Origin of the sequence: Bradyrhizobium neotropicale (genome assembly GCF_001641695.1) — a bacterium.
GTDB classification, from domain to species: domain Bacteria; phylum Pseudomonadota; class Alphaproteobacteria; order Rhizobiales; family Xanthobacteraceae; genus Bradyrhizobium; species Bradyrhizobium neotropicale.
In genome coordinates, this window is record NZ_LSEF01000118.1 from 1 (window position 1) to 15,147 (window position 15,147).

A 15,147-nucleotide genomic window follows, 5' to 3' on the forward strand; every position below is an offset into this window, starting at 1 on the left:
CGGCGACGATCACCTCTTACCTGAGGCCACCTGGGCTGGTTCGGGGAGGTGAGGGGGCCGCAGATTGTTCCTGCTCGCCAAAAGTCGGGAATGGTGTGATCGACCAATCGATTAGGTCGACGGCCCGCTGAAGTATTGCCTCGGTCCGAGCAAGGCTGGGTGAAGCGGCGATGACATGTCCAATAGTATCTCGATAATCGCCTTTCCTGACGATCGGCATCTTGGGTTCAATATAGAATTTGACCTCGGCGACCCCTGGTATAGCAGCCGCACGATTGTCGCCATCGATCCAATCGAGGATGCCATCGCGATCAGGATTTAGGCATCGGGCGGCCGCAGTGTTCGAATGCCTTCTGCGCAACTCCCATTCGTCGCCCGTGGCAAGTTTGATGTGCTCGGTGATAGGATCGACACCGTAAGCCAGCTGAACAAGTTGAGGATGGCCTCCCCCCGCAAGCCGCGGATTGACCTCAATGACGACTGGGCCACGCTTCGTCCACCGGAATTCGATGCACGTTGGCCCCCAGCCAAGGCCGAGAGCTCGCAAACAGCTCAGCGAAACATCGGCGATACGTTTATGATCATCATCACTCAGCGGGGCCGGAAAGGTCGTCTCGCGAAAGAGGAAATGCGGTAGAGGACCGAAGTCAGCGGCGGCAATCCCAATGACCTCGTTTCCCATTATTTCGGCGCAATAATAGGGTCCTTGTGCGAATTGCTCGACAAGGATCCTCGGCGAAGACCGCCATATGTGCTTTCCGCCCAACAGATAAGTCGTATGTTCGGCCAACTCATCGACGTCGCGGCACAATCGGACGCCGTAGCTGCCGTCGCCTACTGCGGGCTTAACAATCACCGGCAGGCCGATCTCCGCGGCAGCGCTTTCTACCTCCGTCGCATCTAATGCCAAACGATAAGCCGGTATGGGAACGCCGGCCTCGGCGAGGAGCTGACGTTGAGTGAATTTGTCGCAGCATCGTTCAACGGATCCGGGGTTCGGTCCGGGTAGATCGAAATGCCGACAGAGCTTGCCAACTGTCGCATAGACCGCCTCCCTGGCGCTCGTAATGCCAGCAATGTCATAGGTCGCACGCAGCCGGGAACATTCGCCGATCACTGCATCGAGATTGTTTGTATCGACACGGATCGGCTCAATTCCTTCCGCCGCAAGATAGTCATACTGAGCTGGGTCAGCCGACAGGGTGATTGGATGAAGGCCAAGACGCCGGGCGGCCTGGACGTATTGCAGACCAGTACCGTGTGTATTGCCTTCAACCAGGATAAGCGCTCTTCTTGTCATGGGCTGTTGACCTTCTGTCGCGTACTGTGCGGCGGTCTGAGCGTAAATCGGTATCAGCTTTTTTAGCCGTGCCTGACCCTCAGACTTGCGGTGAGGCTGCCATCAAACTTGCTGGGGACGTGCAGCGTCTACTGGATCGTTCGAGCAAGTTCACGTAGACCTCCTAACCTGGAGACTGCGAGATCGCTATGGTCGTAACGGATACTTCACCGTGTCCTATACAATCGGCGTGCCACCGAAAGAGTTGTACGAGCAAGAGCGGAAAAACCATGTGTTTCGCACCGCGCCGGCGGAATCTTGCGCTACAGCGGGTCGGGTTCCGAACATAGAAGTCTTCAACCAGACACACAGCAACACGGACGTCGAAACGACAGTCCTGCCAGAGATCGCGAATGCGGGGCCCGCGTGGCCGAGGTCGCTCGCCGTGCTGGCGTTCTTCCGCCGCCGGTCCAATTGGCGGGTGCTGTCGCATTGATTCTGCGGTAAGGAAATTGCGGTACCCGCGCGACTTGGCTCTTTGCAAACTGTGATGTAGGTCAAGCGAGGGGGTGGATGAGGGCTCAGGTCAGGCAGCAACGTTGAATACATTTGAGTACCAGCGACCCGCCCACAGGATGATCTCCGCCGTGAATTGCCGCCCTTAAACGGATTTATTCGTTCGCTTCACCTCCGGCCTCCTCAATGCCTTCCGTCGTAGCCTACGATACAGCAAGCTCCAAAGTTGCTACAGAACTAGGCTGCCAAGCTGCACAATCTCGTCCCTGAAAACGGTCACAAATCTTCGACCTGATAACCAGACGCATTCGCATCCGCGCACGCCATCTTCCAACCGCATCGGAGCCAATGGATCATGGGCCCCCACTCGAGAGTGACGGGTTCGGTGCTACTGACAAGCCGAAGACCGTCTCTCCACCACGCGCCGTCGATGACGAATTGATCAAAATCGCGTGGATCGAGGCCCTGCGCCGCCAAGGCGGCAACAACGGCGTCGAAATTGTCGATGGCTTGATAGCGTCGATTGTTGCCTCGCTTCTCCCGCTCGACACAAAAGATTAGCCGTTCATCCTCGATAACAGCGATCGCTCCATCATGCCCCAGTTTGATGCCGCAGATGCGCATTGGGCCTCCATATTCCAATGCCGTAGATTTCATTTATTCGAGAATGAATGGGCCGCTCAAAGCCGGCGTAAGCGGTCTTTGTTGATGCGCAACCTGGCGGAGACGCGCACAAGGCGATCCAACGCGAAGTCTCCGCCGTCAATTGATCGAACATGACGATCAGGCCTTAGACTGACCGAGCATCACGAACACGCAAGGGCCGCCAGTTCGAACGACGCGCGTGCAGTCCAACCGCCATTGGCCAGCATAGTTGCAGTGACCGCACCGCGCTCACCGAGCGTCATCACGTAGCCGTTGACTCGCAAGCCTAGAATCTGACGCCGCGTACGATTCAACCGCTTCGAGCGCGACCCACGCATAGGATAATTGCAGTACCACAGCCTCGGTTAGGCCACGTTGTTTGCTAGATTTGAGGCAGCGTCACCAGCTTCCAGGTGACGCAGGGGCGGACTCGGCGTATTCCGATCCAGGCGTCGGTGCCGCCCCGCTTTACCTTCCGAGCAATCAGCATTACCACGAAATCGCATGCTCTGGCGGACGCGACCGCCGTCTCAACGGCTTGCCGATCATACCTTGATTTGTTGGCGTGTGAGGTAACACCCTTGGGGAAACTGCCTGCGCGGCGGATAAGCAGCGAGGTAAAGGAGCCCCCGCCTAGGGCAGGGGCTCTCGAGGACCTTTTGAAGGTGACGAGAATCGCTATTTGACAGCTACTGGATTGATAACCACAGGCGGGCTGAACGTGTAGTTGAGCCGGGCGGTCACGAGATCGACATCCTGATGGATGCGATCATTCGCAGGACCTGTAGCCGTGGTAAAATTCAAGTTGCCGTCCTGCATAAACAAGTGGTCATACTCGACGGCAACCGACCAGTTCGGCGCGAACATGAATTCCACGCCAGCGCCTACTGCACCGCCCCAAGCAATATCCCCAGCTCTTGCCAACGGCGCGCCGGTGAGACTGGAATTGATCTCGTAGGTGTTGCTCGTCAGCGCGAGGCCGCCTTTGGCGTAAATCAGCACGTCATTGTCGAAGGCATAGCCGACCTGGCCCGTGATCATACCGAATCCATCGACCTTGGTTCGAATACTGTCGGTTGGCAGCGCAATGCTGATATTGGAGCCACTGAGATTCGCCCAATTGCCTTGGCCTTCGAAGCCAACAAGGGCGTGGCCGTATTGCCATCGATACCCAATCTGCCCACCGACCGTGCCGCCATTTGCATGATGGCAGCCCTCTGAACTGATGCCACCGAAATCCCAGCAGTTTTGGCTCGAAGCCCAACCGGTATTGATGCCGGCATAAAAACCGACCCATTCGTACACCTGGGTTGCGACCGGCGATGGCGCCTCTTGAATCTCACGTTGCGTAGTGTTGCAGACGAATCGTGAGCAGCCTTATGTAAGTGCGCGCATCCGAAAGCGAGCCCGCGCACGATGCGATCGAAGGCGAGGCCTGCGCCGTCGATTGGTCGAACATGGCGATCAGACCTTCGACTGAACAAACATCACGAAAACGCAAGCGCAGCCAGTTCGAACGGCCCATGAAGTCCAACAGCCATTAGGCACAGATGCAGTTATCGCCTCGCCCTCCACCGAGCGTCACGTAGCCGTTGACTTGCAAGCATACAACCTGACGTCGCGTGCGATTCAACCCCTTAGAGCGTGATCCTCGCATAGGATAATTGCAGGACTACTGCCTCGGTTCGGCCACGTTACTTGCTAGCTTCAACGCAGTGCCACCAGCATCCAGGTGACGTAGGGGCGGCCCCGGCGTATCTCCTCCAGACTTGCGTCGGTGCCGCCCCGCCAATCAGCAGGCCCGCGATCGGAAATTCCACATGCTCCCGCACACATGGCTGCATTTCCCCTTGAGTGTAGTGCATCAACCCGTGCGTATGCTGCGGCCCCTGTCTCTGTGCGAGGAGACGGCGGAACTGATGTTTCGGCTCCTTGGATTGTCTTGATTGTCGCCGGGAATTCTTTCGCGCAGCATCTTGATAGCGTGCTGCGCGTTGAAGACTTTCTCGCGCCCGCTACGGCCCGCAAGACTGTTCGATCTGTGCAGCGCTCCCATGGAAGGGCACGCCTCTGGCCGCGGTTGGACTACGACCGGCTCCGCGGGCTCGCAGACCCCTTCTTACACAGAATAACTCAATTCAAGCTTCGCTTGTGAGTGCGAAGAAGGCCGTTCAGGCCTATTTCCAGGGTATCATTGTAGCTGCAACGGGAACGGCTGCCGCTAGCACAAAGAGTTCGACTACTGCTGCCACAAGGCCCCAAACACCCCGCCCGAGGTCGCCGATGCTTCTTCAGGCGTTAGTTCTGTCACACCATAGACTGACATATCGGTCCTCATTGTTGTCTCCTTTCTCATTGGTGCCGGTCGGCAGCTGCTGCCGCCGCGCAGAAGAGAGAAATTCAAGAGTCGTGCCAACGGCGCAGGACGGGCCCAGAAAGACCCTTCTGCATTCCATTCAGCGGCTTAAGTGAGAGTGCGGCGGCACGCCGGCCGAACATCACCGTGTCTGAGACCCGACAAACTCGACAACAGGGATAGCGCAAGGCAGGTCAGGTAGCCGCAACGAATAGATCATGCAAATCCAGGACAATGAAGAAGTCGCGATCTGATGATATCACATTAATGCGGCTGGATGTATTTGCCGCCCGCGCGCACGATCCGTGCGAACACGCGATACTGCCAGCAGCACAATCTCGTCCTGAAAGCGGTCGCGATTCTTCGGCGTGATTGCCGGGGGAACCTAATGGCGGTAGCTGCTCGTTCGATTGTCGCCGCACCGTCCCCTAAATCTTTTGGGTACGGATTTTTCGATGCTCGGACCATGCGCGAGCGAGTAGAGCGAGCTGATGCGGCTCGCCTTACCACTCGTCGCCTTCGTGCGGTCGGAAGACAGCAGCGTCTGCGGGTGGCATGAGTATTTCAAACGAGCATGGGTCGATCGTCCGATCGCGGCGGGAGCGGTTGGCGACCCGCCTGCCAAGACTCCGTAACCACGGTATCAAATACCAAGCTAACGCCAGACACTGCACAGCGACGGCGCATGCGAACGCCACCTGGTAGGCGATCGCGGGATGGCCATTCTGAGTGGACCATTGCTCCAGGATCAGGCCGGTGCCGTATTGGACGACGAAACACCACCCGAAATGAACAACATTCAAGCCGGCATTTGCTCTGGCGGCAAACTCGCGCGGGAAATATTCCGCGATGATCGCATAGCTGAGGACCGTGGCCGCACCAACGACCGAGATGACGAGCCATGACAATTGCGATGGTAGCGGTACGCGGAAGACTAGCGCAAGCTCGGCGCCCATGAATAGCACCGTCACTGCGACGAACAGTCCTTCTGACCCGATCCCGCGCCTGCGCAGCCGGTCAGCCAGGGTGCCAAGCAGCAATGCTCCGGCGCAGACTCCCAGCGCCATGATAAAGAGCTGGGTGATCAAAGACTCGCGGGTAAGCCCTTCGACATCCTTCAGCCAGGGCGCTGCCCACAAGGCCTGCAACGACCAAGCCGATCCGACGCAGCTTGCGGAGAGTGGCGCGATTCGCCAGAAACGCCTGTCCGTGTAGATGGCTCTTAGCTTCAGGGGGCTCAGCCTGGTCTCCTGTGGCCGCATCGCTTCAGGGACCGCCCAGAAGATCAGAAGGGCCGCAGCGAACGTCGCAAGGGCCAAGATTTCGAACAGCTGACGCCATCCAGTGTATTCTAGTGCCCACTCAGCGGGCGTCGTTGCGGTTACCGCACCGAGCGCTCCGAGCGTGATCATGTAGCCATTGATGAGCGCCACGCGCTCTCTTGGAAACCAAGTGACAATGGCCTTCATCCCGGATAGGGCTGCACCCGACACGCCGAGGCCGATCAACGCGCGCGCGATCAGAAGCTCCACCAAGCCCGTCGCCGCTCCGAACAGAGCCGCCCCACAGCCGGCAATCAACAGAAGCACGCTCTGGACGCGGCGTGGGCCAAAACGATCCAGCAGCGTTCCAACGGGAATCTGGACCCCGGCGAAGACCAGGAAATAGACCGATGTCAAAAGGCCAAGATTGGCGGCATCAAGACCCAGTTCGGATGACAGCTGCCCGGAAATCACTGTGTTGATCGTCCGGAACACATAGGACAGGTAGTAGCCCGCGGCAAACGGGAGAAAAACACAAGCGATAAGGCGCAGAATCGGAAATCCGCGCGCAGCATCGGAATCCGACCGCTTGCGGATGACGCGGCCGCTCGCTTCTCGCGCATCGCCCGCCTGGCATCCGGCCAATTCAGCAGAACGCGTTTGGCAGATGTTGAAAGTTGCGATTGCTGCCGCCCTCCTCGGCGGCAGCAATCATGTCAGCGGTTTCCTCTGTATTATTGACCGGGGCACTATCCCCGGCTGGCTCGGCCGAGGCCGGCGAAGCAGTTTCGGTGGTGCTAGAATAGGCCCGTTCGTTCTCGATGCGGTCGATTGTCTCCCGCATCAGGGGACGACGCAGGCTCACACGCCGATTGACCTGTTCGGCCAGGGCCTCGAATCGATCTCGTCCCAATGCACACGCTTGACGCTGTTGTGGTTGTGGCATCGCAGGTGTAACGGTCAGGTGATAGCGGGCATGCAGCGCGACCGTCTCGGCGATGATGCGGACCTCGCCATCGAGATGCTCAAGCCGGCTGTTGATCCGGTCGAGCGTCTCATAGATCAGACCTTCAATCGGGGGTGCAGGATCGAGGAATCGCTCAAGCGCTGCCTCCACAACACTGCTCTTGCTAACACCCGGCCGTTCGGTTGCAGCTTCCAGGCGCTCGAAGATTTGTTCGGAAAGCTGAACGCCGATCTTTCGTGTTACCGAAGAGCTTTGCCGCGCTCTCGGGCCGGCCACATTGGATCGTTCCAAAGTTGGTCCGTTCGCTTCATCTCGTTCTGTCTCAAAGCTCATGCTCGGCTCGTCCTCGGAGGCAAAGGTCCGACGCACGCGTGAGCGAGCACGCGGCGCGAGATCGGTTGCAAATGACAGTGATTGGCCCACTGAAGATGGGACGAGACAAAGGGCAGGATGACTGCTGCTTCAATTGCGCGAAGACCGGAAGCGTAGTCTAGCGTAGTGAAAGAAAGAAACGACAATGATCCCCCTGCGCTGGAGTTATCCCGCCCTTCACGGCGACCTCACGTCTGCGCGAAGCACTTTCCCGACCCTGACGCTCCGCGCCAAGCAGCATGCGGTTTCGACGGCCTCATGCCGCAGGCGTGCCTTCGTGTGACGTGCTGAATGCGCCACTTCCGGCACAGGCAGCATCCCCGTGATCTTGCGCAGGCCGAATGGCGCTGGCGCATCGGCGGACAGTCACGCTCGAGCCGTTCAACCGCCAGACATCACGGGTGGACGGCAGAGATCGGCTCTGGGCACGGCGCTGCGCTCAACGGTCGTTCTGTCCAGGAACGCTTTCAGCCACCAACGTCTGGAACTTCGGTCTGCAATATAAGAACATGATCGGCAAACGGGATTGGCGCGAACTTGCGCCCCGTGTGCGGCTATGGGTCCAACATACGCCTTGCCGTCATGGCCAGCGCCGCTTGTTTGGGCTCTGTCGTTAAGCACGCGAAACTTGACGCCGCGTATGGTTCAAGCTTTCGAGGCGATCCACGCATAACATGGTTGGAGGAGCTGCGGCCAGGTTTAGGCACGCTGCTTGCACCGTGCTAAACAGCATCACCGATCTCTCCCGGGTGATGTAGGGGCGGAATCGGCGTATCACCGGTCCAGGGCGTCGTTCCGCCCCGCTTTTACTATCTGAGATCGACGGGTAAGGGGCCAGCCACGTAAGAACCGCATGATGAGACCACCGCCGCTGGTCGGCTTTCGGTCTCGGCGGCCTGGTCCCTGGAATGATTCGCGGGCGAGCGCGTACGCGTGCCGGAGCCAGCATCTCCAGATGGGACAGAGCCAAGGATAGTCCAACCTGTTTGTAGGAATACCGGCATTCCCATCGCGCCACATCCTTGCAGCCCCCTTCCCCCTACCGGCCTCTTCCCGGCTGGCGGCTGGCGAGCGCAAGCCGAACAGCGGCACGAGCCCGATCGGCGAGCGCCAGTTGCCGCTCTTGGCGAATACTGCCGTTCGAGAGGGCGCCTGACTTTGGCGCTTTGCGCCTCGAAATTCCGGAGACCTTATTTGTGTTTTGGCAGCTTGTTCTACCCAGGCCGAGCCGGGCCAGTGCCAGCAGGCGCATGCGGGATTTCAAAGGCCAACGGAAAGGCAGCCGCTGCCAGGGCTTCGAAAGCATGGCGCTCTTCAGACAAGCGCCTCTCGAAATATTGGCGCTCGTACTCAGCAAGTTGGGACTTAAGTAGACGACGATAGCGGTGGATCTGATTACGATGACTGCGCAGGGCAGCCAACTCATCGCTGATGGGCATCGATTTTCTCCGCCAAATTTGGCGTGTTCCGTCGTCGGTACGCCAATGAGATCCGTGCCAAATCCTGGCCAACATCCCGGGCACGTTCCCAGTTTGGCCCTACCTGATTGAGTAGTGTGCTCCGCATACCGGAGGACGGCAGAGGCGCCCACTTGCTCTCACGACTGGCTCAAAACCTGGCGTGAGCTCGATCTGAAGCTACGAATCGGCAAGTCTCCCTGGGACCCGCCGTATGGCGCATCACAGTGTGGACGATCACGTCGAATTCGGACAGGCGCGTGGTCGCATTTGCCACAACGCGACACGAGCTTCGAAGTGCGGCGGAGCTGTCGGCGGCAAGGGAATGACCCTGGAGCCCTCGACGTTGTCCGTCTCATTGCGGGGGTCCAGCTGTGGCGTGAGATGGCCCCGAGGCTCGTCCGTGCTCCCAATGAGCTTTGGATGCGGCTCGCGGATCCTCAGAATGCAGCGGGCTTACGGCGTCGTCATGGCTGCCTGCATGGTGCGCCAGATTTTGGCGCACCACGACCGAGGGTAGATCAGGCAAGGCGGTTACAGTGTTCGCAGCGGGGGCGCCCGCCAGTGCCGGGGGCAAGATACTGCCGTTCGATGTTGTTGCCCTCGGTGCACTTGTCGTTGTCGTGATAGACGTTCTTTGCGTTTGGCTTTTTCGAATGGAATGGAGGCACTTTGGCCATGGTCAATCTCCTCTAAGAAAGCGCGTCGAATCAATGTGAATACGCTTCGCTGTGCACAGTAGCGATTCGGCAGATACCGATTGTTGCAAACCATCCCGCCTCAACGCCGAAATTCCGCACTTGATCGCCCTCCTTCGACGAATTTCGCCTGCGATATTTGCTAAGAGTCGGCTATGCGCGGGTACGGGCGACGCTAGGCGTCAAACAGGACTGCTAGCTCGCCTGCGCACGCCGAGAAGTGAACGAAAGTGGGGCGATATTCAGTCCGACATAAAAGGCGACGCGGTTGGGCCCAGACGGACTTCGGGCGAGCAACGATCGGTACGTATGCCGACAGAGAGTACGTCCAACGTCCAGATGAGGATTTTCCGGGCTGCGTCACGTAATATGTAACTAGCGATTTCATCTGCGACCGCGAGCCAATGGCAGTCGGGGAGCAAGAGAGGACCTAAACAATTAGGAAGAACCAAAAGTAGCCACTAAGTGTTACTCACTATCTCAAGCGATTGCAACTTTAAGTCACTCAGCGTAAGCTAACTCTCGTTATTGTTCGAGCAACGAAGATGGCTTCACCTGATACGGAGCGCATGCGGATCGGAGACGCTTCCACAGCCTGACGGTTGCCACTGTTCTTATTGACGTTGTCTACCAGGGCATTTGGAATGAGATATTTCGCGAAGAGCGCGGTCTTGATCGTATTCGCGTGCCTTTCCGCAGTATGCAGTGCGGAAGACATCCCAAACTACGTTTTCGAACAGCCGGTGCCGAGAAAGGCCTACGTTCTATCGATCTCGGACTATGAACACGAGGACAAGTTACCGAGTTCCGCCAAGGACGAAGCCACCGTAAAGGCAAAGCTGGAAGCACTGAAATTCAATGTTATCCTAGCCAGCGACGAAGCAAAAAAGACCGCCGAAGGCTTGCGGTCAGATCTCAAGTTCTTCTTCAGTTCGGTCAAGCGTGGAGATATTGTCCTAGTCTACTACTCTGGGCATGGATTTTGGTTCAGAGGCAGAAATTTTATCGTTCCGTCGACTGTCGACAACGCGAATCCGCCCAAACAGCCTGGCAGTGGCGATCCGGTTGATCCCGAAGATCTGAACGTCTCCGTATCGGAGATCGTTAGTCTGGTTGACCACGTGGGAGCCGGTCAGGCGACCATCGTGGTTGATGCTTGCCGAGATGCACCCAAGTTTCCGATGTCAAAGGCGGACGCCCTTCAAAAGAAGGTCGATCTGCTGCAAGGCGCATCATCACTCCTCTTCTTTGCCGCCCAGGAAGGCTACTCGTCGGAAGGCAGCACAGACCCAAACCAGAACAGCAAATATACCGGCTACTGGCTGAAATACGTTGATCAACCCGGCAAGCCGATCATCGATGCCCACCGACAGGCGACGATAGCTGTTCAGATGGCCACTCAAGGTCACCAAATTCCTGAGCTAGGTGGTGTTTACAGCGGCGCGCTCTATCCCGCTCCCTCACAGGAGATCTTGGATGAAGAGAAAGCTAGCTGGCTGGCCATCTTAACGGCAGGAACGGAAGGAGATGCGAATTTTTACGTGCGACTTCTTCCAGGCTCGCGTTTTGTCGCTGCAGCCCGAAAGTGGCTAGCGGACCGACAAAGTCAGCCGAGAAAGACGACTACGAGCCAAGTTAATCCGCTCGCAGTGGAGAACGCGGGCCAGTTCTCAACCGTGCTCAGCACGCGCACTTTTCCGACGGACGCAAACAAATTGGGCGCGACTCTTTCGATGGTGGTGCCGGGACTGAGCGGAAATTTGGAGTTTTCCGGAACGCAGCGGTCCGATGGGGAGAACGCGGCTCCCCAGTCGAAACCATACATCACAGCCAGAGCGACAATAGATACGTTCGATCGGCCGAGTGTGACGGGCTCAAAACTGAGCACGTTGAACAAGGGCGACAGCTTCACAGTCAGCAATTTCTTGAGAGTAGGTCAAAAAAACTGGATCGAAGGCTCGTTCCAGGATGGCAAGAAGATTTATGTACCAGACGCGACGGTCCCGGACTTGCGCAACCTTGCTACAGCGAAGCTGCGCGTCTCCGATGTAACGTTCGGGAGCAGCGACATCCTGTCACCACCGAACTTCTCCTCACTTGCAAAGACAATAGAAGAAATTGGCGTCAAAAATGTCGTAGGCGTGAGCATCCGCATTCGTCCGCCAACCAATGTCGATAAATCATATGGCGCGCAGTCCTCGCAACTTCGTCTCACTCGAATTCGTTCCGAGCTGTCGAGGCTTGGTATTTCGAACGCCCTCATCGGAGGAATTATCGAACAGGGCGAAGGTACAACTGTCGCCAATACCGCCCGCGTCACGATAGCTGTCAATCAGGAGGCAAAATGATCAAAAGGCAAGATATGATTCCCGCCCGCGGACGCGCTTCCATCGCATGCATGCTTGGGAGACTTGCTCTTGTATGCGGCGCTACTCTGCTGACGCACCCTGCCTACAGCGACGAACTGGCTGCGGATCAGCTCAAGGGCTCCGCGCCATACATCGAGACCGCGCGACGCTATTTGCAGAGTGCCGAGCAAAAGATTATCGGCGGCCATCCGGTTTCACCTGGCACACACCGATGGCAGACTTCACTTCAGATTTCATGGGTTCCCAGCGGCGTTGACGCGCATTTCTGCGGAGGATCTTTGATAGCGCCTAACTGGATCCTGACAGCAGGCCATTGCATGGAGGATTTGAAGTCGACCGATGTTAGAGCCGTTGCAGGGACCTCCGATCTTGGAAAAAGCGCGCAAGCTCGCAGCGTCAGGCGCATCATCGTGCACGCAAAGTACGCTACGGACAATTCCAACGTGGTGGCCGGGCCTCATCCAGTGAACGATGTGGCGCTGGTTCAGGTCTTCAAGCCCTTCGAAATGAATGCGCAGTTGCAACAAATACCGCTGATCGATACCGCGCTGGAGGCTACCATTGCACAACCAAACCAGAAGCTGACCGCGACGGGGTTTGGCGCGACAAAAGTGGGAGGGAAGGCTGTTGCCGGCCTACTTTCGGTAGACGTGCCATTCGTTAGTCGCGAGACCTGCAATCGTGCGCAAAGCTACGATCACGCCATTACTGACGGGATGATTTGTGCCGGTGAAGTCAACAAAGATTCTTGTCAAGGAGACAGCGGCGGCCCCCTTACCTATCATCCTTTGAAAGACGACGTTGTTCAGGTTGGCATAGTCGGATGGGGAGATAAGTGTGGCGTCCAAAGTAAATACGGTGTCTATACGCGGGTGACCGCATACAGAGATTGGATCATGGCCTGCATGGCTATGACCTCGCCAAGTGTCCGCGGAAATAATCAGCGGCGGGAGAGAAACGACAAGAGATATCGCATTGCAGACTGCGGTCGCGATCCTTAGCTTTGATAGTTGCCGTTTGTTCCTTTTATGTTGAAGAACGCCGATGGTGGCGGCTGTGTCGAGGGCGAACGACTAGCCGCCTCCTGCAACGGCGCTGATCAAACGACAAATCACTTGCGCGCTACCGATAGTTGTGGAAGCCTAGGTTCATAATTTGGGGCAATAATAATGTATGGGCGATTTGTGGTCGCAGCATTTTGCTGCGTCCTGATGGCGGGGTGTGCGACTTTACCGACTGAGCAAGCTGATGGCGTTTCGTTAGCTCTCGTCGAAACTCGAGTAAAATGCGAGATTGGCAGAGCCTACAACGAACTTGGCAGTAGAGTTGATTCATCCGGTAGGCCCATCTTTCCAGACCTCAGCAGATGGGCCGCGGCCGTTACCCTGTCCATGTTGGTGGATACCACCGGAGGGATAGCCTCCTCGGGTTCGGCAATTGGCCCGTTCGGTAGTCTTAGCCCGCTGGAGATCACTGCCGGCGCAAGCCTTAACGCTAAGCGCACCGCTCTTTCCAACGTCTACACGGCGTTCGCGGAAGCTGCGCTCCACGACTGCAAAAATGTTCCTGTCGGCATACTGCTCGAAGGAAATCTTGGCCTTGCGGAATGGATTATTCGAGTCTTCGAAGATCAGCTCAAGGTGCAACAGGCAGCTGAAGAAAACTCAAGATTTGGCCAAATCTTGCCCTTCACAGATAAAGATAAGTCGATTGGCTATACGCTTGATTTCCTCACGACTCTGGGCGCTGGCGTAACTCCAAACTGGGCCTTTAGTGGTGGAACGGCAAAGACCGGCTTCGCCTATGAAGCGAAACTGACGAATTCGCTCGACATAGCAATGGTTGAAATGGCTCCAGGAGACTTCGAGAAGATATTTCAGACAGTCCATATCAAGGCAGTGACCAAACGCCAGGTGGTTAGAGAGAGCGATCCAAACGATCCGAACAGAAAAATCTTGACCGTCAAAACAATTACGGTGCGCCCTGCGCGTACGGAACACCGCTATGTGGGAAGGACGGGGATTGGGAACGACACAAAGACGAAGTTAAACATCGTGCTGCAGCAATTGAACAACAAGTTGCTCATTCAAAGTCTTAGGAGATAGCCGACGGCTCAATCATCGGCTCGCTGGCGCCAAGTAGGAGAGACTTGGGACTGCCCACGGCGAGCAGGTCAACGGCAAATGTGTCGCGCCCCACTTCGTTTGGCAAGCGCCGTTCTCTGTACCTTCTCGACGACGCGCCAACTTTCGAGCAGGTCAGGTACGGATTGATCCGCCAATGCGATCCGTCCCAAACGAACGGACAAGGTAGGGTCAATCCTTAAGTTCACCGACTGAATCCATTTGCGACCAAACCTTCCAGTCCGCAACGACTCTCCTTTCGGAAGCCGATCGTGGATCCCGGAGGAGGCTACGAACGATCGCTCGTCCAATTCGAGGATGGTTTCGATGACTCCAAGCGGTTTGATCGTAACCGGTATGAGCTCCCACGTCCGCGGTGATCAGCGTGTGCGTGGGTAGCGGATAGGCATCCAGTACTGGCGCAAGGCCTCGACGGCCGCCGGGATCTCGGCGTAGGCGTTACGGCCGCCTTGCGGTGATCCGAGCGGCGGACGGCTCTGATCGTCGCGACCATGCAGCAGGATGGGCAGCAGCAGGCCGTGATTGACGTTGCCGGCGTCCAGCAACGGCGCCCACGCCGACGGTCTGAGCTGCATCGCGGCATAGAAGCCCTGACACCACGGACGCGGATCGATATCGCCATTGACTTCGCGCCGGTGCATCGGCTCGAACCGATCGGGCGCGGTCGAGAGGGTGTTGCTGATCTCGTTATGGCGCAGCGCGACAGCGGAGATCGCAGCGAACTCCGGGGTGCCGCCGTGGTTGAAAGCATCGGCGTCGATGGCGAGCAGCGGGCAGATCCAGCCGAGCGGGCTCATCGACACCGGTCCGGCTACGATCGCGGCGGCATAGCCGTCGAGCATGGGAATGCTGGTGGCGGCAGGATGCCGATCGACGCGAGCCTGGAGCCATCGCTCGAGCTCCGCAAGCGGCATCGCGGCTGACGCCATCGACGATGCTGCTTTATGGCGACGCGCGTTCATGCAGCAGCCTGTGCGGTGCGATGGCGCGCCGCCTTCCAGTTCCAGGCGAGCAGCTCGCGCAGCTGATGGCTTCTGGTTCGCCCGGACACGATGCGCTCCAGCACATCGGTCAGGTAGGCC

General features: G+C 57.6%; 10 protein-coding genes and 1 pseudogene. 3 read left to right on the top strand and 8 right to left on the bottom strand.

Features of this window, described 5'->3' with window-relative positions:
- Positions 1 to 16 precede the first annotated feature (16 nt).
- From AXW67_RS41330 to AXW67_RS42950, 7 genes and pseudogenes are all read right to left on the bottom strand, one after another.
- Entirely contained in the window at positions 17 to 1,300 is a 1,284-nt protein-coding gene (locus AXW67_RS41330) for an ATP-grasp domain-containing protein (RefSeq protein WP_082908189.1), read from the bottom strand.
- 846 nt (positions 1,301 to 2,146) lie between these two features.
- Positions 2,147 to 2,419, bottom strand: a pseudogene (locus tag AXW67_RS44635) (carbamoyltransferase N-terminal domain-containing protein); the annotation flags it as partial.
- 699 nt (positions 2,420 to 3,118) lie between these two features.
- Positions 3,119 to 3,745 carry an outer membrane protein gene (locus AXW67_RS37875; RefSeq protein ID WP_063682007.1) on the bottom strand — a complete coding sequence of 209 codons (627 nt, stop codon included), beginning with the start codon at positions 3,743 to 3,745 and terminating at the stop codon, positions 3,119 to 3,121.
- Between the two features lie 1,554 nt (positions 3,746 to 5,299).
- On the bottom strand, positions 5,300 to 6,769 hold the full coding sequence (locus tag AXW67_RS37880) for an MFS transporter (RefSeq protein ID WP_430648752.1): 1,470 nt from the start codon (positions 6,767 to 6,769) through the stop codon (positions 5,300 to 5,302).
- Entirely contained in the window at positions 6,705 to 7,358 is a 654-nt protein-coding gene (locus AXW67_RS37885) for a ribbon-helix-helix domain-containing protein (protein ID WP_063682008.1), read from the bottom strand. The genes AXW67_RS37880 and AXW67_RS37885 overlap by 65 nt, the downstream gene beginning before the upstream one ends.
- Before the next feature lie 1,253 nt (positions 7,359 to 8,611).
- Positions 8,612 to 8,836, bottom strand: a complete 225-nt coding sequence (locus AXW67_RS41335; RefSeq protein WP_082908193.1) for a hypothetical protein — start codon at positions 8,834 to 8,836, stop codon at positions 8,612 to 8,614.
- 539 nt (positions 8,837 to 9,375) lie between these two features.
- Positions 9,376 to 9,534, bottom strand: coding sequence for a hypothetical protein (locus AXW67_RS42950; protein WP_161491337.1), 159 nt, complete (start codon positions 9,532 to 9,534; stop codon positions 9,376 to 9,378).
- A 689-nt stretch (positions 9,535 to 10,223) separates the two neighbouring features.
- Between AXW67_RS42950 and AXW67_RS37895 the strand changes: the two genes are divergently transcribed.
- The 3 genes from AXW67_RS37895 to AXW67_RS37905 all read left to right on the top strand — a co-directional run bounded on the left by AXW67_RS37895 (position 10,224) and on the right by AXW67_RS37905 (position 14,026).
- Positions 10,224 to 11,900, top strand: coding sequence for a caspase family protein (locus AXW67_RS37895; protein WP_161491338.1), 1,677 nt, complete (start codon positions 10,224 to 10,226; stop codon positions 11,898 to 11,900).
- Positions 11,897 to 12,922 (top strand): serine protease, encoded by a 1,026-nt coding sequence (locus AXW67_RS37900; protein ID WP_082908194.1) that lies wholly within the window; start codon positions 11,897 to 11,899, stop codon positions 12,920 to 12,922. The genes AXW67_RS37895 and AXW67_RS37900 overlap by 4 nt, the downstream gene beginning before the upstream one ends.
- 390 nt (positions 12,923 to 13,312) lie before the next feature.
- Positions 13,313 to 14,026, top strand: coding sequence for a hypothetical protein (locus AXW67_RS37905; RefSeq protein WP_063682012.1), 714 nt, complete (start codon positions 13,313 to 13,315; stop codon positions 14,024 to 14,026).
- A gap of 398 nt (positions 14,027 to 14,424) precedes the next feature.
- Here the strand turns inward: AXW67_RS37905 and AXW67_RS41340 are convergent, their stop codons facing one another.
- On the bottom strand, positions 14,425 to 15,027 hold the full coding sequence (locus AXW67_RS41340) for a YecA/YgfB family protein (RefSeq protein ID WP_347336742.1): 603 nt from the start codon (positions 15,025 to 15,027) through the stop codon (positions 14,425 to 14,427).
- Between the last annotated feature and the right edge of the window lie 120 nt (positions 15,028 to 15,147).

What these genes read in the sequence shown, in the direction of transcription:
- AXW67_RS42950 (WP_161491337.1), bottom strand. Translation starts at nt 9,534, where the DNA reads ATGGCCAAAGTGCCTCCATTCCATTCGAAAAAGCCAAACGCAAAGAAC.
- AXW67_RS41330 (WP_082908189.1), bottom strand. Translation starts at nt 1,300, where the DNA reads ATGACAAGAAGAGCGCTTATCCTGGTTGAAGGCAATACACACGGTACT.
- AXW67_RS37885 (WP_063682008.1), bottom strand. Translation starts at nt 7,358, where the DNA reads ATGAGCTTTGAGACAGAACGAGATGAAGCGAACGGACCAACTTTGGAA.
- AXW67_RS41340 (WP_347336742.1), bottom strand. Translation starts at nt 15,027, where the DNA reads ATGAACGCGCGTCGCCATAAAGCAGCATCGTCGATGGCGTCAGCCGCG.
- AXW67_RS37900 (WP_082908194.1), top strand. Translation starts at nt 11,897, where the DNA reads ATGATCAAAAGGCAAGATATGATTCCCGCCCGCGGACGCGCTTCCATC.
- AXW67_RS41335 (WP_082908193.1), bottom strand. Translation starts at nt 8,836, where the DNA reads ATGCCCATCAGCGATGAGTTGGCTGCCCTGCGCAGTCATCGTAATCAG.
- AXW67_RS37905 (WP_063682012.1), top strand. Translation starts at nt 13,313, where the DNA reads ATGTTGGTGGATACCACCGGAGGGATAGCCTCCTCGGGTTCGGCAATT.